Here is a 25,153-nt window from a genome sequence, read left to right on the forward strand (position 1 = left end):
TTATCCTTCAACCCCTGAGAGGGGGTACTGACCGTATGGTGGACTCGCGTTCACCCCTTCGGACGCGCGCGCGATCCCGGCCTCCATCCGGTCGAGGAGGTCGCGCAGCTCGGGGCTCGACGGTTGCGCGAACGCTTTCCGACTGCCCGGCGGCATCGTGCCTGATCGTCGCAGCCGGCGGCGGGCGAGCAGGTCGCGCAGGCGCTGCGCCACGCGCGCGGGGAGCGCCTCCGGGGTGAAGAAGTAGGAATTGGACACCTGACGGCGCAGCGGGCCGAACGACCCGTCGTTGCCCGTCCGCTCGGTGCGGCGGATCCAGTCGAGGACCTTCATCGCCTTCAGCCGGGCGAGCGCCCGAACGACCGTCGTCTTCGTCACCTTGGCCGCGCGCGCGATCGTCACCAGCTGCGGGTCGAGCCGGCCGGATCTGAAATCGATGGCAACCTTGCCGCGCCGGCCAAGGATCGCCTCGAGCACGCGAAGGCCATGCAGACCCAGGGGGCGCGCCCCGCCCCTCGCCCGTTCTTCGTCGTCCCATTCCGAGACGGCCTTCAACAGGCAGTCAATCCAGCTCAACGCGCCGGCGGTCGTGCCGTCGCCGATCGGCCGCGAAACGCGAGCCCGACGATCGTCGACGTCAATGCTGTGACGGCGGACCTTCCGATCGGTGCCACGCTCTTGCTTTCCTGTCAGGCAGGCGGTGAAGCCTTTCGTGAGCTGGCGCGCCTGACGCCCCATCGATGCCGCCGTCACGCGCGGCCCCCGAGGCTCAGGCGTGCTGTCGCTTGCCCTCGAGCAGCGTCGCCGGCGGCGCGAGGCCGTTGGTCAGCATGTCCGCCCATTGCTGCGCGATCTCGCGCCGGCGCGGCATGTACGCGGCGCGATTGTAGTCGGCCTCCACCCCGGACGGGACGTGGGCGAGCATGAGGTCGATGACGGCGCGGTCGCCATCCCTGCCCTCCTTCTTCACCCGCTCGTTCATGATCGTCGAGAACGCGGCGCGCCACCCGTGCGGCACATGCACGCCCGAGAAACCTGCCTCGCGGTACGCCTTGCTCAGCGTGCTGTCGCTGATCGGCTTGCGGGCATTGCGGACGCTGCGGAAAATCAGCCCCGTCGCGTTCCGCCCCGAGAAGGCGATCGCCACGTTGACGGTTTCGACCGCCTGGCGCGACAGCGGGACGATGAATTCGAAGGCGTCGTCCTGCTTGCGCTCGACGCCCAGCTTCATCTTCCGCGCCGGGATGCGCCAGATCGGCGCGTCCCCGTCGAGGTCCTCGAATTCGTGCACCTCGGCATGGCGCAACGTCGCCGAGCGCACCGCCGTCAGCGCGAGCAGCCGGGAGGCGAGCTTGGTAAGCGGATGACCCGGCTGGCGTTCCGAAGCGGTCAACACCGCCTGCGCCTGTTTGATCGTTCGTGCCGCTGGAAACTTGCCCTTCGGCTTGCGGCCGAGCGCGCGTTTGGTGACCGCCGCAGGATCCGCCGACGCGATCCCCGCGCCGATCGCGGTGGCGAACACTTCCGAGATCCGCTGACGCACCCGGTGCGCGGTCTCGACGGCGCCGCGCGCCTCGATCGGCTTCAGCACCTCCAGCACCAGCGGCGTCGTCACCGCTGTGATCGGGAGCTTGCCGATCTTCGGGAAGACGTCGTTGACGAAGCTGTTGAGCACGATCGCCGCATAGCGCGCCGACCAGCCCGCCTCCTGGCTGGCATGCCACCCGCGGGCCACCTTCTCGAAGGTGCTGTCCGCCATCGCCGTCTGCTCGGCCGCGCGCTGGCGCTTGCTGACCGCCGGATCTCCGCCATCGCGCAGCACCCGGGCCGCCTCCTCGCGAAGCTGACGCGCCTTTGCCAGCGTGATCTCCGGATAGCCGCCGAATACCAGCCGCTTCTCCTTGCCGCCGAAGCGGTACTTCCACCGCCACGACTTGAACCCGCTGGGCAGGACGTAGAGGTAGAGGCCGTGCGCATCGCCAAGCTTGTACGGCTTGTCCTTGGCCGGCGCTTTCCGACAGGCGACATCGGTCAGCACCCGGTGCCCCCAAGCCTGCTGGATCGTGCCCCCAAAGTGCCCCCAGAATCGACGCGCTGCATGGGTTCCATCTGGAACCATGCGGGACGACGGACAAGCCTTCCCACGAGGGGAATGGGGGCATCGGAGGAGTGTTGGGGAACCGTTCGGATCGAAGGGTTGGTGGAAGGGACTGGATTCGAACCAGTGTACACTTGCGTGGGCAGATTTACAGTCTGCTGCCTTTAACCACTCGGCCACCCTTCCACGAGCGGCGCTGTCAAAGCGAGGGGGCCCAATGCCCGCGCATCGCCGACCTGTCAACGCCTGTGTCGCGATGCCGCAACAATTTGCGGGACGGTTGCGCGCGCTGCGCGTGACGCATAGCGTCCGCCACCGCTCATTCCTGATCGACAATTACGGACCCGACCCGTCATGCGCCCTTTCCCGACCGCCACCGCCACATCGCTCCGGGGCCACCGCTGATGGCGCGCCGCGGCCATCGCCCGAGCCAGGCGCAGGGCAATCGTCCCCGGTTGTGGGGGCGCCACGCGGTCACCGCCGCGCTCGCCAACCCCGAACGGACGGTGCGCAAGATCTGGGGCACGCGCGAGGCGCTGTCGTCGCTCAGCCTGCCGCCGGTGCTGCCGGTAGTCTATGCCGACGTCGCGGATCTCGGCCGGCTGGTGCCGTCCGACGCACCGCACCAGGGACTGGTGGCGGAGGTCGACCCGCTCGAGGACGTATGGCTGGGCGACCTGCTCGAACAGGGCAGCACCGACGATCCCGAGCGTCCGCGCCCGCTGGTGGTGCTCGATCAGGTGACCGACCCGCACAATGTCGGCGCGATCCTGCGCTCGGCCGCCGCCTTCGACGCGCTGGGCATCATCACGCAGGACCGCCACGCGCCGCCCGAATCGGGCGCGCTCGCGCGCGCGGCAAGCGGCGCGCTGGAAACGGTGCCGTGGGTGCGGGTCGTCAATCTGGCGCGCGCGCTGGAGGAGATGGCCGAGGCGGGCTGCTGGCGGATCGGGCTGACCGGCCATGCGCCGCAGACCCTGCAGCAATCGCTCGCCGACATCGGCCCCGGCCGCCGCATCGCGATCGTGGTCGGTGCGGAAGGCGAAGGAATGCGCCAGAACACCGAGACGCATTGCGACGAGCTGGCGAAGCTGCCGATCTCGGGCAAGGTCGAGAGCCTCAACGTCTCGAACGCCGCCGCGATCGCGCTCTACGCGGTGACCGCGCGCTGACCTTCTCCGTCGTCCCCGCCCTGGGCGAGGGCGACGGATCGCGGCTCAATCCTCCGCGGCGATCCGCACGCGCAGGCCGTCCAGTGCCGGGCCGAATTCGATCTGGCACGACAGCCGCGAGGTCGCGTCGCGGTCCGCCGCGGCGTCAAGCAGGTCATTCTCGTCCTCGCTCATCGGCGGCAGCCTGTCGGCGAACGCCGGATCGACATGGACATGGCAGGTCGCGCAGCTGCAACACCCGCCGCACAACGCCAGCACCTCGTCGATCCCGCCGTCGCGGATTACTTCCATGACCGAAAAACCCGCCTGCCCTTCGAGTTCGCGTTCTTCCCCGTTGCGGGTCTCGACGATAAGCTTGGCCATATGAACTCCACCGATAATCGCCCCGCCCATGACGGCAAGCCAGAGCCCGCGCAATGGGGCTGAGCGCCGCCGACCTCAACGCCGGCCTCGACGCGCTCTCCGCGCGCGAACCCGCCTTCGCCGCCGCGCTGGAGCGGGTCGGCTACCCCGCCCCGCGCATCCGCGCGCCCGGCTATGCCACGTTGCTGCGCACGATCCTTGGCCAGCAGGTGAGCGTGAAGGCCGCCGATGCGGTGTGGCGCAAGCTGGAGGCGCTGGGCGACCCGACCGACCCCGCGATGATCGCGAAGCTGGACGACGACATGCTGCGCGCCTGCGGCTTCTCGCGCCAGAAGAGCGGCTATGCGCGCAGCCTTGCCGAAGAGGTGCTGAGCGGGCGGCTCGATCTCGGCAACCTGCCTGCCGATGACGAGGAAGCGATCGTGCAGCTCGTCCGCGTGAAAGGGATCGGGCGGTGGTCGGCGGAAGTCTATCTGCTGTTCGCCGAAGGCCGCCCCGACATCTGGCCAGCGGGCGATCTGGCGGTGCAGATCGAAACCGGGCGCATCCTCGGCCACCCCGAACGCCCCGGCGAGAAGTTGACCCGCGAACTGGCGGAGCCGTGGCGCCCCTATCGCGGCGCGGCGGCGATCTTCACCTGGCATCATTATGGCGCCGGGGCCGACGCCGCGCCGGTCTGATTTTCCGGGCATTTACGTCACTTTAACAATGCTGCCGAATAGAGGGATCGAACCGAGCTGCGGAAGAAGGGGCGATGAGGACAGCGTTCGATCGCGCGCGCCGCGCGCTCAACTTCCTCGAACTGCATCAACTCGACCCGTCGCCGTCGCATTATGAATTTGCGCTGGCGGTGATCGGCGCGCCGGGGTCGCGCCTGTCGGAAGCGGTCGCCGCGCAGACCGATGGCGGGCTGCGGCTGACCACCGCGACCGTCCAGACGCTCGTCGACCATTACCTTTCCCCGCCGCGCGAACAGACGCTCGATCGTCGCGAACGCACCGTGATGCGACAGGCCCAGGAACTCGGCACGCTCACCAGCGACGCCCACGACCTGACCGAGGCGCTCGGCCGCGACATGGGCGCGTTGGTCGGCACCGCCGACATCGCGCCGCCCGACGCCACCGCGTTCATCGACCGGCTGTCCGACGCCGAGCGCGAGCTGGCGGCACTACGCAGCGAGGTGATCCAGCTGCGCGACAATATCGTCCCCTCCCCGCCGCCCGAGGACAGCGGTCGCGACAATCTGACGCAGGCGCTCAACCGCAGCGGCGCGCGTGACGTGATGGCGCGCGCGGATGCGGGCGGCGAGGCGCATGTCGTGCTGGCGTTCAGCGTCGACACGCTGGAGGCCATCAACGATCGTTTCGGCCGCGCGGTCGGCGACAATGTCCTCAACGCCTTCGCCGCGACGCTGCAGCAGACATTCGCGGAGGAAGAGCTGATCCGCTGGAGCGGTAACGAATTCGTCTTCATCACGCGCGGGATGCCGGTTGCGACCGCGCGCGTGCTGACCGATCAGGCGCTGTCCTCGTTCGCGGCGCGGCGGCTGCGGCTGCGCGGCTCGGGTGAGCCGATCGGCACCGTCACTGCCTCCGCCGGCATCGCGACCGGTGCGGCGGGCGGACAGGAAGGCTCGCTGATCGCTGCCCGCGCCAATGCCGCGCTGGCCGCCAGCCACGGCGGGAACCAGCTGGAGGGGTGAGCGGGCTTTAGGCCACCGGGTGCAGATAGTTGATGAAGCTGGCGTAGACGTTCGGAAGCGACAGGCCGCCGATGGTCAGCAGTTCGACCATCTGGCCCAGCATCGGTGCTTCCGCATCATCATCAGGCATGATCAACTCGTGGCCGTTCAGTTCGAGGAACATGAGCATCGCCACGGCGGCAGTGCGCTTGTTGCCGTCGATAAAGGGGTGGTCTCGCGCCAGTGCCCGGCACAGGACCAGCGCCAGCATCAATAGGTCGCGTTCGCCTTCGTAATACGCGACATGCCGTGGCGACATGACGGCGCTTTCGACCAGCCCGCAATCCTTGATGCCGTCCAAGCCGCCATAGCGGGCAATCTGATCCTCATGGATAGCCAGAATGTCCGCCGTCGTGAGCCAGATCGGCTCAACGGCCAAGATAGCGCAAGCTGTTCTCGTACCGCGCGTTTACCCGATGCAATATCGACGCGCGATCAGCGTCGGGACGCGGCTGCGCTTCCACCGCCGGCGACTGCGGCTCGTCGACAGACGTCTTCTTGGCTTGGCTCATGACGACATCCTCGTTAACCGGGTCACAGCGAAGATACGCTCTCGCCCAGCCGGACGCAACGAGGACGCCAAACGCCTACTTCGCCGGGCGCCACGTCTGCGTTTGGCAGAAGAAGGCGATGCAGCCCTTCACCGCCAGCGTGCCGTCGGCGTTCTTCGCCACGATCGACTTGTAGGTCTTGCCGTTGCGCGGATCGTAGATCTTGCCGCGCCAGTCCTTGCCGGCATCCTTGAACTCCGACAGGATCGGCATTCCCAGAACGGGACGCGTACGCAGGCTCGCGTCGCTGTTGTTGACGTCGGTGTCGGGGGCGCCGGGGCGCTTCTTGAGGATCGTCGTCAGCTTGCCGCAGGTCACGCTGCCGCACGGGCCGACCGTGATGACGCCGGCGCCGTCCTCGGTGACGTAGCGTCCGGCGATCGGGGTGGCGGCGGAGGCGGTCGCGGGGACGACGGCGGCGAGCAGCGCAAGCGCGGCGGGGAGCATGATACGCATGTGCGGAACTATCGGAGATCAGTGATGAACGCGCAATGGACGATCGGGATCATCGGCGGCTCCGGCCTCTACGCGATCGACGGGCTGGAGGACGCCGAATGGCGCCCGGTCGACACGCCCTGGGGCACGCCCAGCGACCAGATCCTGTTCGGGCGCATCGGGGATGTCGCGATCCGCTTTCTGCCGCGTCATGGGCGCGGACATGTCCACCTGCCCGGCGACATTCCGGTGCGCGCCAATATCGACGCGCTGAAGCGTGCGGGCTGCACCGACCTGCTCGCCACCTCCTCGGTCGGGTCGCTGCGCGAGGAGCTGCCACCCGGCACGTTCGCGATCGTCGACCAGTTCGTCGACCGCACCGTGCAGCGCGCGGCCTCGTTCTTCGGCAGCGGGCTGGTCGCGCATGTCTCGCTCGCCGATCCGACCTGCGAGCGGCTGGGGGCGTTCGCCGCGGCGGCGATCACGGCGGCGGGCGGGCGCGTCGCCGAGGGCGCGACCTATCTGGCGATGGAAGGGCCGCAATTCTCGACCCGCGCCGAAAGCCGCCTCTACCGCGACTGGGGCTGCGACGTGATCGGCATGACCGCCATGCCCGAGGCGCGCCTCGCGCGCGAGGCGGAGCTGCCCTATGCACTGGTCGGGATGGTGACCGATTACGACTGCTGGCGCGACGATCGTGCGGCGGTCGATGTCGCCGAGATCGTCGCGCAGATGGCCGCCAACGGCCGGATCGCGCGCGCGGCGGTGGCGCATCTGCTGCGGCATCTGCCGCCAGAGCGCACGCCGTCGCCGATCGACACCGCGCTGGACGGCGCGATCATGACCGCGCCGGCGCAGCGCGATGCGGTGCTGATCGCGCGTAACGCGGCGATCGTGGCGCGCGTGCTGGGGCTTGCGGCCGCGGCGACAACATGACTCGCGTTCGGATACTCGATCGTCATTGCGAGCATAGCGAAGCAATCCAGAGCCGGGCCAGGACGCCCTGGATTGCGTCGCTACGCTCGCAATGACGGGTGGGGTTGACCCCATCCCGGTTAAGGCAAACCGTCCGCCTCACTTCCGTCATCCCGGACTCGATCCGGGATCCCGCTTCTTCTCCCTCGATCGTCGGCGAGAAGCGGGGCCCCGGATCAAGTCCGGGGCGACGAGAGGGGCGGGTTGACGAATGTCGATCGGTCTTAAGTTGAAACCCTCGCGCTTCTCCCGCATTCCTCCCCGCGCATGACGCTCACCACCCGCTCGCTCGGCGACAGCTTCGCCTCCGTGCCCGTCCCCAAGGGCGCGGGCTTCTGGCGCAAGCTGCTGGCGTTCGTCGGGCCGGGCTGGCTGGTCGCGGTCGGCTATATGGACCCCGGCAACTGGGCGACCGACATCGCGGGCGGCTCCGCGTTCGGCTATACGTTGCTCAGCGTGGTGCTGCTGTCGAACCTGATGGCGATCGTGCTGCAATCCTTGTCGGCACGGCTCGGGGTCGGCGCCGGTCTCGATCTGGCGCAGGCGTGCCGGCAGCATTCGTCGCGCCCGGTGGCGTGGATCCTGTGGCTGCTCGCCGAGATCGCGATCGTCGCCTGCGATCTGGCCGAGGTGCTCGGCACCGCGATCGCGCTCAAATTGCTGTTCGGGATGCCGCTGATCTACGGCGTGCTGGTCACCGCGCTCGACGTGTTCCTGATCCTCGCGCTCCAGCGCTACGGTTTCCGCCGGCTCGAGGCGTTCATCGCCGCGCTGCTGATCGTGATCGCCGGCTGCTTCGGGTTCGAGCTGTTCTGGGCGCACCCGGACTGGAGCGCGGCGGCGGCGGGGCTGGTCCCCTCGCCCGAGATCGTCCGCAACCCGGCGATGCTCTATATCGCGATCGGCATCCTCGGTGCGACCGTGATGCCGCATAATCTCTACCTGCATTCGTCGATCGTGCAGACCCGCGCCTATGGCAGCGACGAGGCCGACCGGCACGAGGCGCTGAAGCTCGCGACGATCGATTCGACCGTCGCGCTCGGCCTCGCCTTCTTCATCAACGCCGCGATCCTGATGCTGGCGGCGGCGGCCTTCCACAGCGCCGGGCGGTTCGAGGTCGCCGAGATCGAGGATGCGCACCGGCTGCTCGCGCCGATGCTCGGGGTCGGCGCGGCGAGCGTCTTGTTCGCGGTCGCTTTGCTCGCCAGCGGGCAGAACTCGACCGTCACCGGCACGCTCGCCGGGCAGATCGTGATGGAGGGGTTCCTCGACATTCGCCTCGCGCCGTGGCTGCGGCGGTTGATCACGCGCGCGATCGCGATCGTGCCGGCGGTGGCGGTGGTCGCCTCGGCGGGCGACCGCGGCGCGACCGACCTGCTGGTGCTGAGCCAGGTGGTGCTGAGCCTGCAACTGCCGTTCGCGGTGATCCCGCTGGTGCTCTACACCGCGAACCGGCGGCTGATGGGCAGCTTCGCCGCGCCGCGCTGGCTGGCGGCGCTGGCATGGGTGATCGCGGCGGTGATCGTGGTGCTCAACGGCTATCTGCTGTGGGGGATGGCGGCGGGCTGAACCGCCCCCTAGCCACGGCCCGCGCGCTGGCCTATCTGGCGCGCTTTCCTCATCACACAGGTTTTCCCCAATGGGTTTCCGCTGCGGCATCGTGGGCCTGCCCAACGTCGGCAAGTCCACCCTCTTCAACGCGCTGACCGAGACGGCCGCGGCGCAGGCGGCGAACTACCCGTTCTGCACGATCGAGCCGAACGTCGGCAACGTCGGCGTTCCCGACCCGCGCCTGTCGAAGCTGGCGGCGATCGCCGGCTCGGCCAAGATCATCGAGACGCAGCTCGGCTTCGTCGACATCGCCGGCCTCGTGCGCGGCGCCAGCAAGGGCGAAGGGCTCGGCAACCAGTTCCTCGGCAACATCCGCGAGGTCGACGCGATCGTCCACGTGCTGCGCTGTTTCGAGAATGACGACATCCAGCACGTCGACAACCGCGTCGACCCGATCGCGGATGCCGAAACGGTCGAGACCGAGCTGATGCTCTCCGACCTCGAAAGCCTCGAGAAGCGCGTCCCCAATCTGGCCAAGAAGGGCCAGCAAGGCGACAAGGAAGCCAAGCTCGGCGCCTTGGTGCTCGGCCGCGCGCTCGACCTGCTGCGCGACGGCAAGCCCGCGCGGCTGACCGTCACCAACGACCCCGACGAGAAGCGCGTGCTCGATCAGGCGCAATTGCTCACCGCCAAGCCGGTCCTCTACGTCTGCAACGTCAACGAGGAGGATGCGGCGAACGGCAACGCGCTGTCGCAGAAGGTGTTCGACAAGGCCGCTGCCGAGGGCGCGCAGGCCGTCGTCGTCTCCGCCGCGATCGAGGCCGAGATCGCGACGATGCCGCACGAGGATCGCGGCGAATTCCTGTCCGAGCTCGGGCTGGAGGAAACCGGGCTGACGCGCGTGATCCGCGCCGGCTACGAGCTGCTCCACCTGCTGACCTTCTTCACGGTCGGCCCCAAGGAAGCGCGCGCGTGGACGGTTGAGGCCGGATCGAAGGCCCCGCAGGCGGCGGGCGCGATCCACTCCGACTTCGAGCGCGGCTTCATCCGCGCCGAGACGATCGCGTTCGACGATTATGTCGCGTTCAACGGTGAGGCCGGCGCGCGCGAGGCGGGCAAGCTGCGGCAGGAGGGCAAGGAGTATGTCGTCCACGACGGCGACGTGCTGCTGTTCCGCTTCAACGTCTGATCCGTTCAAGCGGACGCGGCAGGCAACTCGTCATTGCGAGCGTAGCGAAGCAATCCAGTGCCGGATCAGGACGCCCAGGATTGCTTCGCTATGCTCGCAATGACGGGTCCGGCAGACACCATCCGGCCCTAACGTTGCGTCCCGCCCTCCACCACTGACCGGTCGAGCGTGCCGCCATACGGCGCACGCACCGCCGCGCCCTTGTGTGGCCGGGGTTCCAGCCATGCAGGGGTCGCGCCCGGCGCGGGAGTGATCTGCATCACCGGGGTGCGCGGCGCGGGGGCGGTGGCGGTCGGGAGCGGGGCGGGTGGCGGCGACTTGTCCTCGCCGCCCTTGTCACAGGCCGCGATCGACAGGCACAGCAAGGGCAGCAGCGCGCGGATCATGCGATCACAAAGCGCGAGGCGGCGCGCACGTTCCGCGAACGGTCTTTGTTCTGCAAGATGCGATGCGTAAGGGCGTGGCATGATGTTCCGCGTCCTACCGTTCGCCGCGCTTGTCGCGCTGTCCGCCTGCGCCTTCCGCCACGATCCGCCCGCCTTGCCGCCGGTCACCCGGCCTGCGCCCGTTACGACGACGGCCGTGCCCTCCACGGAGCGTGCCCCGGTCACGATCCTGATCTCGATCGACGGCTTCCGCCCCGACTATCTCGACCGCGGCGTCACGCCGCAGCTGTCGCACCTCGCCGCCACCGGCGTCAGCGCGGCGATGCGACCGTCGTTTCCGTCGAAGACCTTTCCCAATCACTGGACGCTCGTCACCGGGCTGGTCCCCGATCGCCACGGCGTCACCGCCAACAACATGGAGGATGCCGCGCGGCCCGGTGAGAAATTCACGATGGCCACCGACGATCCGTTCTGGTGGAACACCGCCGAGCCGATCTGGGTCACTGCCGAGCGTGCCGGCATCCGCACGGGCACGATGTTCTGGCCGGGCTCCAGCGTCGCCTGGGGTGCGACGAGAGCGAAGGACTGGCCACACGAAACGACCGGCGGCACGCGTCCCCACGACTGGCAGCAATATGGCGAGGCGGTCGACGATCGCCAGCGTGTCGACGGCATCATCGACTGGCTGCGACGCCCCGCCGTGACGCGACCCGGCTTCCTGACGCTCTACTTCGACGAGGTCGATACCGCCGGGCACCAGTTCGGCCCCGCCGATCCGCGCACTTTGCAGGCGGTCGCGAAGGCCGATGCGGCGATCGGGCGGCTCGTCGCCGAGCTGGCGACGCTGGGACAGCCTGCCAATCTCGTCATCGTCTCCGACCATGGCATGGCGCCGACCGATTCGCGACGCACGATCGCGCTCGACACGATCGTTTCCGCCACCGACGCGCGCATCGTCGACACCGGTCCCTATGCGACGCTCGAGCCGCTTCCGGGGCGCGACGCCGCGGTCGCGGCTGCGCTGCTGCGTCCGCATCCGCACATGCAATGCTGGCGCAAGGGGCAACTTCCAGCGCGCTTCCGGTACGGCGGGAACCCGCGTATCCCCGCCTTCCTGTGCCTCGCCGACGACAGCCCCGGCGGCGCCTGGGAAATCGCCAGCACCGCGCCGACGAAGCAGGTCTCGGACGGCGCGCACGGCTTCGACAATGACGCGCCCGACATGCGCGCGCTGTTCGTCGCCAACGGGCCCGCCTTCCGCGCGGGCAAGCGGCTGGCGACCTTCGACAATGTCGATGTCGCGCCGCTGCTGCGCGATCTGCTCGGCCTGCCCGCCGGCCGGGGGCTGGACGGCAGCGACCGCGCGTTCCACGGCGTGCTGATCGCTGGACCGCAGCGCCGCACCCTGCCAAACGCAGCCGGATGAACGCGACGATCCTCCACAACCCGCGCTGCTCGAAATCGCGCGCGGCGCTGGCGCTTCTTACTGGGGCCGGTGCCAACGTGACGGTCGTAGAGTATCTCAAGACCCCGCCGTCGCGCGACGAACTCGCGCGGCTGTGCGCGCGCGCCGGGATCGCGCCGCGCGCCGCGCTGCGCGCCGATGCCCCCGCCATCGCAGACGATGACGCCGCGCTCGACCTGATGGCGCGCGATCCCGCCACCATCGAACGGCCGTTCGTGGAGACAGAAAAGGGCGCGCTGATCGCCCGCCCGCCCGAGCGCGTGCGCGACCTGCTGTGAAGCTCTCCGAGGATACCCGCTGGCGCGTCGCGCGCGCGACCCGCGCCGCCGCCGTCGTCGACGCCGACAATTATTTCCGTGCCGCGCGGCAGGCGATGCTCAAGGCCAAGCACCAGATCCTGCTGGTCGGCTGGGACTTCGACGCGCGCATCCGGCTCGCCTGGGACGACGATCATCCCGAGGCGCCCGCCGACGTCGGCGCGTTCATCAGCTGGCTGGTGAAGCGAACGCCCGGTTTGCAGGTCCATATCCTGCGCTGGGACACCGGCGCGATGAAGACGCTGGGTCGCGGCAAGACGCTGTGGACGTTGCTCAATTGGCGGTGGCGACAGCCGCGCATCCATCTGAAGCTCGACGGCCACCACCCGATGGCCGCATCGCAACACCAGAAGATCGTCGTCATCGACGATTGCCTCGCTTTCTGCGGCGGAATCGACATGACCGACGAGCGCTGGGACACGCGCGAGCATCAGGATGACAATCCGCACCGCCGCTCCCCCAACGGCTTCCGCTACAAGCCGTGGCACGACGTCACCACCGCCTTGCAGGGGCCGGTGGCGAAGGCGCTCGGCGATCTGTGCCGCACCCGCTGGGAAATCGCGGGCGGCGCGCCGATCACCCCGCCCTCGCCCGCACCGGGCATTGATTGCTGGCCCGAAAGCCTGCCGGCGCAGTTCACCGACGTCGAGGTCGCGATCTCGCGCAGCCAGCCCGAGCATCAGGGCCAGGAGCAAGTGCTCGAGATCGAGCGACTGTATCTCGCGCTGATCGCAGGCGCGAAGAAACGCATCTACGCCGAAAGCCAGTATTTCGCGTCGCGCCGGATCGCGGAGGCGATCGCGAAGCGGCTGGTCGAGGACGATCCGCCCGAGATCGTCATCATCAATCCCGTCACCGCGCAAGGCTGGCTGGAGCCGATCGCGATGGACACCGCGCGCGCCCGGCTGGTCGCCGAACTCCGCAAGCGCGACCGCCACGGCCGCTTCCGCATCTATCATCCGGTCACCAGCGGTGGCGAGGCGATCTATTGCCATGCCAAGGTGACGGTGATCGACGAGGTGGCGATCCGCATCGGCTCCTCGAACTTCAACAACCGCTCGCTGCGGCTCGACACCGAATGCGACGTGACGATCACCGAAGAGCCCGAGACGATCGCCGCGATCCGCGCCGACCTGCTCGCGGAGCACCTTGGTGCCAACATCGAAGAGGTTTCCGCGCGGATCGAGCGCGACGGGCTGATCGCGACGATCGAGGCGCTGCGCGGGTCGGGGCGGACGCTGGTGCCGTATGAGATCGACGACCTGAACGGCGTCGAGAAATGGCTGGCGGACAATGAGGTGCTCGATCCCGAGGGGCCGGGCGAGATGTTCGAAAGCTTCGAAAAGCGCGGGCTGCTCCGGCGCTTGCGGCGGCGGCGCTGACTTCGTCATTCCCGCGCAGGCGGGAATCCAGAACCTCCGACGTCGCGGCTCTCACGAAAACCTGCGCGTCTGGATCGCCGCCGTCGCGGAAATGACGAAGCGGGAGTTGGAAGGCGGGCGCGCCACCGAAGAAGGCCACGCCCCTTCACCGTCGCCCCTGCGCAGGCAGGGGCCCATGTCTGCATCGTCCATTAAACCGGCCTGACACACGCCCGACGCGAATGTGTCAGGCATTCCGCCAACACGAAACAGCCATAGCCCCCTGCCTCCGCAGGGGCGACGGCGTATGCCGGCTGTCCTACATCCTCCAAGATTTGCTACCCTTGAGCCGCGCCGAAACCCTCGCCGCTTCTCCCGAACCGCCCACACACCGCGTTTGGCGCAAACATCGCCAACATCCACCGGCGGCCACGCCGCATCTGGCATCGCGGCCCCCGTCCCGCTATGCGCGCGGGCATGACCGTCATCACGCCCCAGATCGTCGCCGACCACGGCCTGTCCCCCGAGGAATATGACCGTGTCCTCAACGCGCTCGGCCGCGAGCCCAATCTGGTTGAACTCGGCATCTTCTCGGTGATGTGGTCCGAGCATTGCAGCTACAAGTCGAGCCGCATCCATCTGAAGAAGCTGCCGACCGAGGGCCCACAGGTCATCTGCGGCCCCGGCGAGAATGCCGGCGTGGTCGATATCGGCGACGGGCAGGCCGCGATCTTCAAGATGGAGAGCCACAACCACCCCTCGTACATCGAACCCTATCAGGGCGCGGCGACCGGGGTCGGCGGCATCCTGCGCGACGTGTTCACGATGGGCGCGCGGCCGGTCGCCAATCTCAACGCCTTGCGCTTCGGCCGGCCCGATCATCCGAAGATGCGCCACCTGATCTCGGGCGTCGTCCACGGCATCGGCGGCTATGGCAATTGCGTCGGCGTGCCGACCGTCGGCGGCGAGGTCAATTTCCACCCCGCCTATGACGGCAACATCCTCGTCAATGCGATGACGGTCGGCGTCGCGGATACCGACAAGATCTTCTATTCGGCCGCTTCCGGGATCGGCAATCCGATCGTCTATGTCGGATCGAAGACCGGGCGCGACGGGATCCACGGCGCGACGATGGCCTCGGCGGACTTTGGCGAGGATGCCGATGCCAAGCGCCCGACCGTGCAGGTTGGCGACCCCTTCACCGAGAAGCTGCTGATCGAGGCGTGCCTCGAGCTGATGGCCTCCGACGCGATCGTCGCGATCCAGGACATGGGCGCGGCGGGCCTCACCTCCTCGTCGGTCGAGATGGCGTCAAAGGGCGGCGTCGGGATCGAGCTGGTCATGGACGACGTGCCGCAGCGCGAAGAGGGCATGACCCCCTACGAGATGATGCTTTCCGAATCGCAGGAGCGGATGCTCATGGTCCTCAAGCCGGGCCGCGAGGATTTCGCGCGCGCGATCTTCGAGAAGTGGGAGCTGGATTTCGCGGTGATCGGTCATGTCACCGACACCGGGCGCATGGTGCTGAAGTTCAAGGGCGAGACCGTCTGCGATATCCCGCTCGGCCCGCTCGCCGACGACGCGCCGCTCTACGATCGCCCTCACGTCCCCACCCCCGCGCCTAAGGCATTGGTCGATGTGCCGGAGAGCAAGGACCCCGCCGCCGACCTGCTCGCGCTGATGGCGTCGCCCGACATCGCCAGCCGCCGCTGGATCTGGGAGCAATACGACCACATGGTCGGCGCCGACACCGTCCAGCGCCCCGGTGGCGACAGCGCGGTGGTGCGCGTCCACGGAACGAGCAAGGCGCTGGCGATGACCACCGACTGCACCCCGCGCTATTGCTTCGCCGATCCGGTCGAGGGCGGAAAGCAGGCGGTCGCCGAGGCGTGGCGCAACCTGACCGCCGTCGGCGCGACCCCGCTGGCGATCACCAACTGCCTCAACTTCGCCAATCCGCAACGCCCGGAGATCATGGGCCAGATCGTCGGCTGCTTGGACGGCATGGCGCAGGCGTGCCGCGCGCTCGACTTCCCGATCGTGTCGGGCAACGTCAGCCTGTACAACGAGTCGAAGGCGACCGGCGGCGGCTCGGCGATCCTGCCGACCCCGGCGATCGGCGGCGTCGGGCTGCTCAAGGACTGGCAGAAGAACGCAACGATCGCCTTCAAGCAGACCGGCGACATCATCGTCGTGGTCGGCACGCGCTCGGGCCACCTCGGCCAGTCGTTGTGGCTGCGCGAGCTGCACGGGCGCGAGGAAGGCCCGCCGCCGCGCGTCGACCTCGATCTGGAGCGCCGCACCGGTGACTTCATCCGCCAGCAGATCGCCGCCGGCCATCTCGGCGCAGTCCATGACGTGTCGGACGGCGGGATCGCGGTGACGATCGCCGAAATGGCGCTGGCGGGCGGGATCGGCGCGATGATCGATCGCGCGCTGCCCTATGACACCGCCGCCTCGCTGTTCGCCGAGGATCAGGGCGTGTACGTCGTGACGGTACACGACCATGCGCTGCTCGACTTCCTGCAGGCGGCGCTGGATGCCGGCGTCGAGGCCGAGCCGCTCGGCCGCACGATCGGGACGCGGATCATCTTCGAGCTGGCGGGCGGCGACTTCTGCGTGCCGCTCGACGCGCTGCGCGCCGCGCACGAGGGCTTCTTCCCCAAGCTGATGAGCGTCGAGGCAGCGCTGTAGGTCAATCTTCGTCATTCCCGCCTTCGCGGGAATGACGGCCTGTGGGTAGAACCGTGACCGACACCCCCGCGCCCCGCATCGTCGCACTCGACCATCTGCGCGGCGCGGCGGTGCTTGGCATCCTGATCGCCAACCTGCCCGGCTTCGCGCTGCCGGTCGCCGCCTATTTCTCCCCCGCGGCCTGGGGCGGGACGACGCCTGCCGACGTCACCGCCTGGGCGATCACCTATGTGCTCGTCGAGGGCAAGATGCGCGGGCTGTTCGCAATGCTGTTCGGTGCGTCGATGCTGCTCGTCATCGAGCGCGCCGACGCGCGCGGCGGCAACGGCGCGGCGCTCCACCTGCGCCGCATGGCGACGCTGTTCGCGATCGGCTGCGCGCACCTCTATTTTGTCTGGAGCGGCGACATCCTCAGCCTGTACGCGCTGGTCGGCTGCGTCGCGCTGCTGTTCACCGCCGCGCCGCTGCGGCTGCTGCTGTTCGCCGCCGCCGCCTGCCTGTTGCTCGCGCTGGCCAACGGACTGGCGATCGCGGGGCTCGGCACGGTCGTGGAGCGCGTGTTCGGCCGCTCCACGCCGACCGATCTGGCGCGCGAAATTGCCGCGATGCGCGGCGGCTGGCGCGGCACGATTATATGGCGGTGGCGCGAGGAGGCCGGGCCGTTCACCGCCTTTCTCGCCAATGGTCCCGAAACGCTCGCCTATATGCTGCTCGGCATGGCCGGATTGCGTAGCGGCTTCCTGACCGGTGCATGGCCCCGCCGACGTTACACCGTGATCGCCGCCGTCGCGCTACTCACGACGCTGCCGGTCTTCGCGCTGATCGCCGCGCGGACGATCGCACGCGACTTCGACGCCCACACGATCGTGCTCGCCAGCTTCGTCGTCCCCCCGCTGCTGCGACCCATCGGGGTGGCGGGCTACGCAGCGCTGTTGCTGCTGACGGTACGCAACGGCCGCCTCGCCGCGGCCGGCCGTGTCGCACTCAGCAACTATTTGGGATGCAGCCTCGCGCTCACCGCACTGTTCTACGGCTGGGGCGCCGGGCAATTCGCGCGCTGGGACCGGGCGGCGCTTTACCTGTTGCTGCCACCAATGTGGGTCACGATGCTGGCATGGCCGCGCTGGTGGCTCGCTCGTTTTACACACGGTCCGGCCGAGTGGCTGTGGCGCTGTGCAGCCCGCGGCACATGGATCACGCTTCGTCGCGAACATTGCGAACGCGACGCAAATTAGCTTGCGATCCATTCTCATTATCGCTACTCAGGAGCTGAGAAGAGGAGCGATTATGGTCGTTTGCGTTTGCAATGCGATTCGCGAATGTCAGGTCCGCGAGGCGGCCCGCGCTGGCGCGACCACCGCGTGTCAGGCGTATCGGAATTACGGTCGTCAGCCCAAGTGTGGACAGTGCGTCGCCTTCGCACGTGAGATCATCAACGAAGAACGTGCGGCTGCGTAGCGCTCTCATCTTCATGTCGTAGAGTTTTCAGGCTTCCGTCGAAGCACCCGTCGCTGTATCCGGCCTTCATTCTATTGGAGGCTGACACAATGAAGGGTGATCCGAAGGTCATCGAATTTTTGAACGAGTCGCTCAGGAACGAGCTGACGGCGATCAATCAATATTGGTTGCATTACCGGCTCTTCGATCATTGGGGCGTTTACAAGCTCGCCGAGTTCGAGCGCCACGAATCGATCGACGAGATGAAGCACGCGGACTGGCTGGCGGAGCGCATTCTGTTCCTTGACGGCTTGCCCAACTTTCAGCTGCTCGGCCGGTTGCGGATCGGTGAGACGGTCGAGGAAGCGCTCAAGGCCGATCTGGCGATGGAGATCGAGGCGGTCGCGCAGCTGAAGGCGGCGGTCGCGTACAGCGAGGAAGTGAAGGACTTCGTCAGCCGCGATCTCTTCGCGCGCATTCTCGCCAGTGAGGAAGAGCATGTCGATACGCTTGAGCGCCAGTTCGAGATGATCGAGCGGATGGGCATCCACAATTACATTCAGCTCAACTCGATCAGCGAGCATGACAAGCCGCAAAGCGGCGCGGCGCCCTACCTGAAGGGGTGACGCCACCATCCGGCCGCGCAGGCTGATGCGGGGCCGGCAGCGACCTCGACCGCTGCTGGACGGTCGAGGTCGCTTCTCGGGAGATCGCTGAACCTCCGCTGCCCGCTTTGCTGAAATCTCGTCTCAGCATCTAACACCCTACAGCAACGCTCCGGGTTCTTGTCCGCCTATAAAGGAGGGGATGCCGAACTCATCCTCGAGCAGGGCCACGTCACTAGGTCGATCGGAATGTCTTTTACCGTAAGCTTGAGCCATCGAGCTCGGGAAGTCTGCAAGAGCCAATGCCTCGATATCGACCCTGCGGCGAGATTCATTTTTTGGGACCCCGGCGCATCAGTCCTGATCGAGACCCCCGGTCGCCTGCTGGAAGGCGAGTATGAACTCGGCTTCATGGGTGCATTCAGCTACATCGAGGGGCCAGCCAATGTGCAACATGTGGGAAGCATCGGTCGATATTGTTCGTTGGCGATCAATCAAGTCATCGGACAATCGGAACATGCGACCGACCTGCTTTCGACGCATCCAATTCTCACAAACCTGAAGTTCGACTCACCTTCGGAGCATCACTTTCGACAGAAGAACGCCGATATGCTCGTGCAATCTCGCGCCGCCGTTGAACACCTGTGGGCCACACGCTACCGGCCAATTACAATCGGCAACGATGTCTGGATTGGTGAGGGCGCATTCGTTCGACGTGGCGTGACGATTGGGGATGGCGCGATCATCGGTGCGCGCTCAGTCGTGATGAAGGACGTCCCGCCTTATGCGATCGTGGCAGGGTCGCCGGCGAAGGTCATCCGCTACCGCTTTACGGACGCGATCATACGGCAATTGCTTGAGATCGGGTGGTGGCGCTATGACCTTGCCATTCTTGAAGGTGTCGATTTTACCGACATCGATCAAGCTGTCGACGCGATGCAGCACAATCTCCTCGCCGGCGGTATCGATCTGCTTAATCCACCAATAGCGCGGATCGACGCTGCCGGGGAGGTTCACTATTGTCGCTACTGCGCAGCCACCGGCATGATCCATGAATGCGATGATGATTTATAGTGATAGTGGGGCGTCACACCTTGCGCCCGAACCCCCCGGGCGGGCGGGGGCGTCCTCCGAGCGATGACAGAACGACGGGTCGCACGACCGGTGTTGGCTGCGCGACCTCCACCGGCATCACCGGCGCCGCCGCGACGGTCACCCCCGCCTCGCGCTCCAGCAACGCCAGCGTTTGCAACAGCACCGGGCGTAGCGCGACAACATCCTCGATCGCGCCCTCGGGCGAATCGTGATGCTCGATGCAGAGCCGCGCGTGATCCTCGATCTTTTCGGCGAGCGTCGCCAGCGCCAGCGCGCCGAACTGCCGCGCCTCGCCCTTCAGCGTATGCGCCGGGATCACCATCGCCACCGCATTGGCCTTGCGCACGGCTTCCTCCAGCGCGGTCAGCGACTTGATGCCGTCCTCGCGGAAATAGCCGAGGATGCGCGCGAAACCGGTACCCAGCTCGGCACGGGCACGCGCCAGCGCCGGACCATCGACCAGATTGCTCGTTTCCATCGACACCTACGTCTCCCGCTGCCCTCCGGACACCTGCGGCCCGGCATAAGCGCGAACGGTAAACGTGCGGTAAGCGCGGCTTATTTGCCGAAGGGATTCTTCGGCGCGCGCAGCATCAACCGCACCGGTACCGCGCCGAACCCGAGATCGCGGCGAATGCCGTTGATGAGGTAGCGTTGATAGCTCGTCGGCAGTTCGTCGACGCGCGTACCGAACAGCACGAAGCCTGGCGGCCGGGTCTTGGCCTGCGTCAGATAGCGCAGCTTGATCCGCTTGCCGCCCGGCGCGGGTGGCGGGTTGGCCTCGATCGCGCGCTCGAACCAGCGGTTGAGCTCACCGGTACCGACGCGCCGCGACCATGCCTCGCGCGTCTCGAACGCCGCCGCGATCAGCTGGTCGATGCCCTTGCCGGTTGCCGCCGACACGGCGAGCAGCGGCACGCCCTTGACCTGCGCCAATCCCTCATCGAGCGCTTTCTTGACGCCGTTGAACAGGCTGGAGGCATTCTCTGCGACATCCCATTTGTTGAGCGCGATCACCAGCGCCCGGCCCTCTTCCAGCACGCGATCGGCGATACGAAGGTCCTGCGACTCCAGCCCGAGCGTCGCATCGAGCAGCAACACGACCACCTCGGCGAAATCGACGGCGTGCAGCGCATCGGCGACCGACAGCTTTTCCAGCTTGTCCTGCACCTTGGCGCGCTTGCGCATGCCGGCAGTGTCGATCAAACGCACCTGACGCGGACCGTCCGGCCCTTCCCAGAGCCAGTCGATCGCGATCGAGTCGCGGGTGATCCCCGCCTCCGGCCCGGTAATCATCCGGTCCTCGCCGAGCATCCGGTTCACGAGCGTCGACTTGCCCGCGTTGGGTCGCCCGACGATCGCCAGCTTCAGCGGCGCATCGGGGCTCTCGATGTCGATCGGCTCCTCGGGCTCGGGCTGAAGCGGGTCGAGATGCGGCAACAGCGCTTCGAACAGCTCGACCAGCCCCTCACCATGCTCAGCGGAGAAGGCGACCGGATCGCCGAAGCCGAGCGCCATCGCCTCGTAAAAGCCGCCATCGCCCGCGCGCCCCTCGGCCTTGTTGGCCAGCAGCACGATCGGCGTGTCCGATCCGCGCAGCCAGCGCGCGATTTCCTCGTCGAGCGGTACGACGCCGGCGCGCGAGTCGATCACGAATAACGCGACGTCGGCGGCATCGACCGCAGCCTGCGTCTGCTGCCGCATCCGGCCCGGCAGCGAATCAGGGTTCTCTTCCTCGTAACCCGCGGTGTCGATGATGCGGAAGTCGAGTCCGATCAGCTGCGCATCGCCCTCGCGGCGGTCGCGCGTAACGCCCGGCCGATCATCGACCAGCGCGAGTTTCTTGCCGACGAGGCGATTGAACAGCGTCGACTTGCCGACGTTGGGACGGCCGACGATCGCGACGGTAGGGAGACGGGACATGCGGGTGCCCTAAAGATTTATCGGCGCGGGCGATAGGGGCGGCTGGCGATGCGGGGTGGGGAAGCGCCTTTCGGCTCTTACCCCGCGCCGCCGTCACACAGCGGAACAAGCAACGTCAGCACCTTACGCTCGTCATTGCGAGCGTCGCAAAGCAATCCGGCACTGGATCAGGACGCCTCGGATTGCTTCGCGACGCCCGCCACGACGCATCAACGCCAGGCGGTGATCACGCCCTTCTCGTCGAGCGTGTAGAGCGTCTGGTTGGCGACGATCGGCGCCATCGAGAACTGATCGCCGGCCTGAATCGTCGTCTGCACGCTGCCGTCGGTCACCGACGTCGCGACCAGATCACCGCGCGAATTGGTGAGCCACAGTCTGTCGCCGGCCAGCACCGGCCCGAACCAATTGTACGGATCGTTGCGCTTTTCCTCGTTCTTGAATGCGCGCAGCTGGCTGATCCAGCGGAGCTTGCCGTTGGCACGCGACAGGCAGACCAGCCGCGCGTCGTCGGTGACGAGGAAGATCCACTCGCCCGCCACCCATGGCGTCGAGATACCGGCGAGATTCTGCTCCCACGCCCGCTGACCGGTCGCGATTTCCAGCGCGACCATCCGGCCGCCCTCACCGATCGAATAGACGCGGCCATCGTCGATCACCGGATCGGCGTCGATGTCCGCAAGGCTCGAAACCGACGTGGTGATCGAGGTGCGCGAGAGCGCATCCTGCCACAAGGTACGGCCATTCTCGTATCGATAGGCGTTCAGCTCGCCGCTCGAGAAACCGGCGATCACCGTCCCCGAGCTGGCCGCCGGCGCGGCGACCCCGAAGACGCCCTGCGTCTCGAGGCTTGCCGACTGCGTCCACACGACCTTGCCGTCGCCCTGGTCGAGCGCGAAGATCTGATTGTCCTGACTCAGCACATAGACCTGGCCGTTGGCGACCGTCGGCGCGCCACGCAGCGGCCCGCCCGGCTTTGCGCGCCACAGCACCGCGCCATCCGCCGCGTTTACCGCGACAACGTCACCGAGCCCGTCGGTGGCATACAGCTTGCCGTCGTCATAGCTGACGCCGCCACCGAAGCGCGCGTTCTTGTTCTCGTCATTGTCGGGCAGCACGCGCGTCCACAGCTTCGCGCCCGTATCGGCGGTGAAGGCGTGCAACGTCGCATCGACGTCGACGACGAACAACTTGTTGTCGGCGACCACCGGTCCGGCGGCGAGGCGTGCGCGGTTGGTGCCGCCGTTGATCTGCGCGGTCCACGCCTTCGCGGGGGTCGCCGCGCCGAGCAGCAGATTGCCCATCGACTTGGCGGCGTTGCCCCCCGGCTGCGTCCAGGCGTCATTGGCGACGCCCACCGGCAGCGTCACGGGAACGTTCTCCAGCCCCTTGTCGACCGTCGCCTGATTCTCCGACATCAGGATCGGAACGCGCTGCCCCACGGTCGGGGTCTTCTTGGGCCCGCCCTTGAAGATGCCGCAGCCGCTCAGCCCCACCAGCGCGGCGAGCGCCAGGCCGGTCGCCACCCGTGTCGTCATCGCGTCGTGTTACCTTCGTTTTTGGCCGGAACAGCGGCACCGGCGGCCGTCGGCGACGCAGGCGTCGCCTTTTCGTCCAATACGCCCGCCATCTGAACCGCACGTTGACGCAGCGAGGATGGCACCTGCGTGTCTGCGGCGATGCGTGCGAAGACCTGCCCGGCCAGATCGCGACGACCCTGTTGCAGATAGGCGGCGGCCATCAGCTCGCCCGCGCTGCCCAGCCACGGATTGCCCGCGACCGCCAACGGCCGCATCCGCTCCGCTACCACGTCGGGCTTGAGCGTGTCGAATTCGGCGCTGGTCTGACGGATCAGCGCGAGATCACGAAACGGCTGCGCCACCGACGAGTCCTGGGCGATGCTGGCGAACTTGGCCGCCGCGCCCTTCAGGTCGTTCTTCTGGAGCAGCACATCGGCCTGCGTGAACGTGGCCAGCACACGGTAACCGTCGCGCTTCGACTGCGTCAGCGTTGCTAGCGTGTCGCCGGCCGATCGGGTGTCGTTGGCGGCGAGCGCGTCATAGGCGGTCTGCAACTGCTCGCCCTCGCGCCCGGCGGCCTGTTCCTGACGATGTTGCCAGAACAGATAGGCGCCGAACGCCGCAAGCGCGACAACGACGGCGACGATCAGCGCGACGCCGTAGCGGCGCCAGACGTGCAGTGCCTGGTCGCGGCGCAGCTCGTCGTCGACCTCGCGCAGGAACGCTTCATTGTTTTGCGGCGTCAGGGCCACCGAATACTCCGGGCTTCACGGAAAAACGCCCGGCGTGTAGCGGTTCGCCGGGATAAACGAAAGGGCTGGCTTCGGTTAAGGAATCGCTTGGTTCGTCGCCCCGGACTTAATCCGGGGCCTCGCTTCTTTGCAGCCGGGTGAGAAGCAGGATCCTGGATCAGGTCCGGGATGATGTCGATATGAGGTCAGTCCTTGGGCGGGTACAATTGCTCCGGTCCCGGGAAGGCACGCGCGCGAACCTCGGCGGCATATCGCTCCGCCCGCTCGGCAACGAAGGTCGCCATGTCGCCATACCGCTTGACGAAGCGCGGCGTGCGCTCGAACAGCCCCAGCATATCCTCGGTGACCAGCACCTGCCCGTCGCAGCTCGCCGAGGCGCCGATGCCGATCGTCGGGATGTCGATCGTGCGCGTGATCTCGACCGCGATCGGCTCGACGACGCCCTCGATCACCAGCGCGAAGGCGCCCGCCCCGGCGACCGCGCGGGCGTCGGCGACGATCTTGCGCGCCTCGGCCGGGCTGCGCCCGCGCGCGCCATAGCCGCCCAGCGCGTTCACCGCCTGTGGCGTGAGTCCGATATGCCCGACGACCGGGATGCCGCGCTCCGACAGGAATTGCACGGTCGGCGCCATGGCCATCCCGCCCTCCAGCTTCACCGCCGCCGCACCGGTTTGCTTCATCAACAGCGCCGCACTCTCGAATGCCTGCGCCGGCGACGCCTCGTAGCTGCCGAACGGCATGTCGATCACCACCGTCGCATGATGGCTGCCGCGCACCACCGCCGCGCCGTGCGCCGCCATCATCTCGAGCGTGACCGGCACCGTCGAGGGCAAGCCGTAGATCACTTGCCCGAGACTGTCGCCGACCAGCAGCAGATCGCAATACGGGTCCATCAGTTGCGCCATCCGCACCGTATAGGCGGTCAGCATGACAAGCGGCTCGCCCTTGCCGGCCGCGATCGCCGCCTTGCGCGCCCGGATCGCCGGGACGGTCAGCCGCTTCATCGGCGCGGCGACCGGAGTCGCGCGGCTGGTGGCGGTGTCGATGGTGAAGGTCGTGGACATCGCGCTTTGCTACGCCACGCGCGTCAAACGATCCAGCCGCGTCGGCGTGCGACATGCGCCAGTTGCAGCGCCAGCGCGCCGATCGCCATGATGAGCAAAGGGAAGTAGAGCGTGTACGGCCCCTTCACCGCCAGAATGTCGGTCATCGCGAACATCCAGCCGAACTGGATCAGCACCGCTACCAGCGACACCGTCAGCAGCGTGACCGCGTGGCGCGAGCGGATCAGCAACGCCACCGCCCCCGCAAGCATTGTGGCGGTCGCGATCGCATAATCGGCGCGGTACCAGAGCGGCAGACTCGCGAACAGCGCGCGGTCGTAATCGCTCGCCGCACCCATCGCGTCGGCACCCTGCGTTAACTGGCTGACGCAGGCCGCGACCCCCGTCATCCCCCACGCCATCAGCACCAGCGCCGCCAGACGGAACCAGCGCGGTGCACGCTTCCTTGCCGCGTCGTCCATC

Annotated in this window: 27 protein-coding genes and 1 tRNA gene; 14 read left to right on the forward strand and 14 right to left on the reverse strand. The window is 67.6% G+C overall.

The window, feature by feature from the left end:
- From BACI71_RS11095 to BACI71_RS11105, 3 genes are all read right to left on the reverse strand, one after another.
- Positions 1-738, reverse strand: coding sequence for a hypothetical protein (locus BACI71_RS11095; protein WP_159758594.1), 738 nt, complete (start codon positions 736-738; stop codon positions 1-3).
- Between the two features lie 31 nt (positions 739-769).
- The gene (locus tag BACI71_RS11100; protein WP_159758596.1) at positions 770-2,038 is read right to left on the reverse strand and encodes a tyrosine-type recombinase/integrase; all 1,269 of its coding nucleotides are present in this window, start codon (positions 2,036-2,038) and stop codon (positions 770-772) included.
- A 160-nt stretch (positions 2,039-2,198) separates the two neighbouring features.
- Positions 2,199-2,284: transfer RNA gene (locus tag BACI71_RS11105), tRNA-Tyr, on the reverse strand.
- A gap of 218 nt (positions 2,285-2,502) precedes the next feature.
- Between BACI71_RS11105 and rlmB the strand changes: the two genes are divergently transcribed.
- Positions 2,503-3,270: a 23S rRNA (guanosine(2251)-2'-O)-methyltransferase RlmB gene (rlmB, locus tag BACI71_RS11110; protein ID WP_159758598.1), complete on the forward strand. Its 768-nt coding sequence runs from the start codon at positions 2,503-2,505 to the stop codon at positions 3,268-3,270.
- 45 nt (positions 3,271-3,315) lie between these two features.
- Here the strand turns inward: rlmB and BACI71_RS11115 are convergent, their stop codons facing one another.
- The gene (locus BACI71_RS11115; protein WP_159758600.1) at positions 3,316-3,633 is read right to left on the reverse strand and encodes a 2Fe-2S iron-sulfur cluster-binding protein; all 318 of its coding nucleotides are present in this window, start codon (positions 3,631-3,633) and stop codon (positions 3,316-3,318) included.
- 53 nt (positions 3,634-3,686) lie between these two features.
- On the opposite strand from BACI71_RS11115, the gene BACI71_RS11120 reads away from it, so the two are divergent.
- Both BACI71_RS11120 and BACI71_RS11125 read left to right on the forward strand, forming a co-directional pair.
- Entirely contained in the window at positions 3,687-4,313 is a 627-nt protein-coding gene (locus BACI71_RS11120; RefSeq protein WP_159758602.1) for a DNA-3-methyladenine glycosylase family protein, read from the forward strand.
- Positions 4,314-4,387: 74 nt separating this feature from the next.
- The gene (locus tag BACI71_RS11125; protein ID WP_159758604.1) at positions 4,388-5,335 is read left to right on the forward strand and encodes a GGDEF domain-containing protein; all 948 of its coding nucleotides are present in this window, start codon (positions 4,388-4,390) and stop codon (positions 5,333-5,335) included.
- A gap of 7 nt (positions 5,336-5,342) precedes the next feature.
- On the opposite strand, the gene BACI71_RS11130 is transcribed toward BACI71_RS11125, so the two are convergent.
- From BACI71_RS11130 to BACI71_RS11140, 3 genes are all read right to left on the reverse strand, one after another.
- A complete protein-coding gene (locus BACI71_RS11130; RefSeq protein WP_159758606.1) occupies positions 5,343-5,753 on the reverse strand; it encodes a type II toxin-antitoxin system death-on-curing family toxin in 411 nt (136 codons plus the stop codon).
- Positions 5,743-5,886, reverse strand: coding sequence for a hypothetical protein (locus BACI71_RS11135; RefSeq protein ID WP_159758608.1), 144 nt, complete (start codon positions 5,884-5,886; stop codon positions 5,743-5,745). Before BACI71_RS11135 ends, BACI71_RS11130 begins: the two co-directional genes overlap by 11 nt.
- A 75-nt stretch (positions 5,887-5,961) precedes the next feature.
- The gene (locus BACI71_RS11140) at positions 5,962-6,381 is read right to left on the reverse strand and encodes a DUF2147 domain-containing protein (protein ID WP_159758610.1); all 420 of its coding nucleotides are present in this window, start codon (positions 6,379-6,381) and stop codon (positions 5,962-5,964) included.
- A gap of 24 nt (positions 6,382-6,405) precedes the next feature.
- On the opposite strand from BACI71_RS11140, the gene BACI71_RS11145 reads away from it, so the two are divergent.
- The 3 genes from BACI71_RS11145 (at position 6,406) to ychF (ending at position 10,075) form a co-directional block, all read left to right on the forward strand.
- On the forward strand, positions 6,406-7,296 hold the full coding sequence (locus BACI71_RS11145; protein ID WP_159758612.1) for a phosphorylase family protein: 891 nt from the start codon (positions 6,406-6,408) through the stop codon (positions 7,294-7,296).
- Between the two features lie 306 nt (positions 7,297-7,602).
- A complete protein-coding gene (locus tag BACI71_RS11150; protein ID WP_159758614.1) occupies positions 7,603-8,904 on the forward strand; it encodes an Nramp family divalent metal transporter in 1,302 nt (433 codons plus the stop codon).
- A 70-nt stretch (positions 8,905-8,974) separates the two neighbouring features.
- Complete coding sequence (ychF, locus tag BACI71_RS11155; RefSeq protein WP_159758616.1) at positions 8,975-10,075, forward strand: redox-regulated ATPase YchF; 1,101 nt, start codon at positions 8,975-8,977, stop codon at positions 10,073-10,075.
- 128 nt (positions 10,076-10,203) lie between these two features.
- On the opposite strand, the gene BACI71_RS11160 is transcribed toward ychF, so the two are convergent.
- Positions 10,204-10,461 (reverse strand): hypothetical protein, encoded by a 258-nt coding sequence (locus BACI71_RS11160; RefSeq protein WP_159758618.1) that lies wholly within the window; start codon positions 10,459-10,461, stop codon positions 10,204-10,206.
- 79 nt (positions 10,462-10,540) lie between these two features.
- On the opposite strand from BACI71_RS11160, the gene BACI71_RS11165 reads away from it, so the two are divergent.
- The 8 genes from BACI71_RS11165 to BACI71_RS18150 all read left to right on the forward strand — a co-directional run bounded on the left by BACI71_RS11165 (position 10,541) and on the right by BACI71_RS18150 (position 19,414).
- Entirely contained in the window at positions 10,541-11,887 is a 1,347-nt protein-coding gene (locus BACI71_RS11165; protein ID WP_159758620.1) for an alkaline phosphatase family protein, read from the forward strand.
- Positions 11,884-12,204 (forward strand): ArsC/Spx/MgsR family protein, encoded by a 321-nt coding sequence (locus BACI71_RS11170; protein WP_159758622.1) that lies wholly within the window; start codon positions 11,884-11,886, stop codon positions 12,202-12,204. Before BACI71_RS11165 ends, BACI71_RS11170 begins: the two co-directional genes overlap by 4 nt.
- Positions 12,201-13,625 carry a phospholipase D-like domain-containing protein gene (locus tag BACI71_RS11175; protein WP_236552958.1) on the forward strand — a complete coding sequence of 475 codons (1,425 nt, stop codon included), beginning with the start codon at positions 12,201-12,203 and terminating at the stop codon, positions 13,623-13,625. The genes BACI71_RS11170 and BACI71_RS11175 overlap by 4 nt, the downstream gene beginning before the upstream one ends.
- Before the next feature lie 456 nt (positions 13,626-14,081).
- Positions 14,082-16,298 (forward strand): phosphoribosylformylglycinamidine synthase subunit PurL, encoded by a 2,217-nt coding sequence (purL, locus tag BACI71_RS11180; RefSeq protein WP_159758624.1) that lies wholly within the window; start codon positions 14,082-14,084, stop codon positions 16,296-16,298.
- A 53-nt stretch (positions 16,299-16,351) separates the two neighbouring features.
- Positions 16,352-17,533: a DUF418 domain-containing protein gene (locus BACI71_RS11185; protein WP_159758626.1), complete on the forward strand. Its 1,182-nt coding sequence runs from the start codon at positions 16,352-16,354 to the stop codon at positions 17,531-17,533.
- 52 nt (positions 17,534-17,585) lie between these two features.
- The gene (locus tag BACI71_RS17945; protein WP_159758628.1) at positions 17,586-17,756 is read left to right on the forward strand and encodes a (2Fe-2S)-binding protein; all 171 of its coding nucleotides are present in this window, start codon (positions 17,586-17,588) and stop codon (positions 17,754-17,756) included.
- 89 nt (positions 17,757-17,845) lie between these two features.
- Positions 17,846-18,361 carry a bacterioferritin gene (gene bfr / locus BACI71_RS11190; protein WP_159758630.1) on the forward strand — a complete coding sequence of 172 codons (516 nt, stop codon included), beginning with the start codon at positions 17,846-17,848 and terminating at the stop codon, positions 18,359-18,361.
- Between the two features lie 159 nt (positions 18,362-18,520).
- Positions 18,521-19,414 carry a CatB-related O-acetyltransferase gene (locus BACI71_RS18150; RefSeq protein ID WP_328804031.1) on the forward strand — a complete coding sequence of 298 codons (894 nt, stop codon included), beginning with the start codon at positions 18,521-18,523 and terminating at the stop codon, positions 19,412-19,414.
- A 13-nt stretch (positions 19,415-19,427) separates the two neighbouring features.
- Here the strand turns inward: BACI71_RS18150 and BACI71_RS11200 are convergent, their stop codons facing one another.
- From BACI71_RS11200 to BACI71_RS11225, 6 genes are all read right to left on the reverse strand, one after another.
- Complete coding sequence (locus BACI71_RS11200) at positions 19,428-19,913, reverse strand: Hpt domain-containing protein (RefSeq protein ID WP_201297359.1); 486 nt, start codon at positions 19,911-19,913, stop codon at positions 19,428-19,430.
- An 80-nt stretch (positions 19,914-19,993) separates the two neighbouring features.
- Positions 19,994-21,358 carry a ribosome biogenesis GTPase Der gene (der, locus tag BACI71_RS11205; RefSeq protein WP_159758634.1) on the reverse strand — a complete coding sequence of 455 codons (1,365 nt, stop codon included), beginning with the start codon at positions 21,356-21,358 and terminating at the stop codon, positions 19,994-19,996.
- A gap of 209 nt (positions 21,359-21,567) precedes the next feature.
- Complete coding sequence (locus BACI71_RS11210; protein WP_159758636.1) at positions 21,568-22,893, reverse strand: PQQ-like beta-propeller repeat protein; 1,326 nt, start codon at positions 22,891-22,893, stop codon at positions 21,568-21,570.
- Positions 22,890-23,627, reverse strand: coding sequence for a tetratricopeptide repeat protein (locus BACI71_RS11215; RefSeq protein WP_159758638.1), 738 nt, complete (start codon positions 23,625-23,627; stop codon positions 22,890-22,892). Before BACI71_RS11215 ends, BACI71_RS11210 begins: the two co-directional genes overlap by 4 nt.
- 185 nt (positions 23,628-23,812) lie before the next feature.
- Positions 23,813-24,691 carry a 3-methyl-2-oxobutanoate hydroxymethyltransferase gene (gene panB / locus BACI71_RS11220; RefSeq protein WP_159758640.1) on the reverse strand — a complete coding sequence of 293 codons (879 nt, stop codon included), beginning with the start codon at positions 24,689-24,691 and terminating at the stop codon, positions 23,813-23,815.
- A 23-nt stretch (positions 24,692-24,714) separates the two neighbouring features.
- Positions 24,715-25,152: a hypothetical protein gene (locus BACI71_RS11225; RefSeq protein ID WP_159758642.1), complete on the reverse strand. Its 438-nt coding sequence runs from the start codon at positions 25,150-25,152 to the stop codon at positions 24,715-24,717.
- Position 25,153: the final 1 nt, after the last annotated feature.

Origin of the sequence: Sphingomonas sp. 8AM (assembly GCF_902506455.1) — a bacterium.
Lineage (GTDB): Bacteria > Pseudomonadota > Alphaproteobacteria > Sphingomonadales > Sphingomonadaceae > Sphingomonas.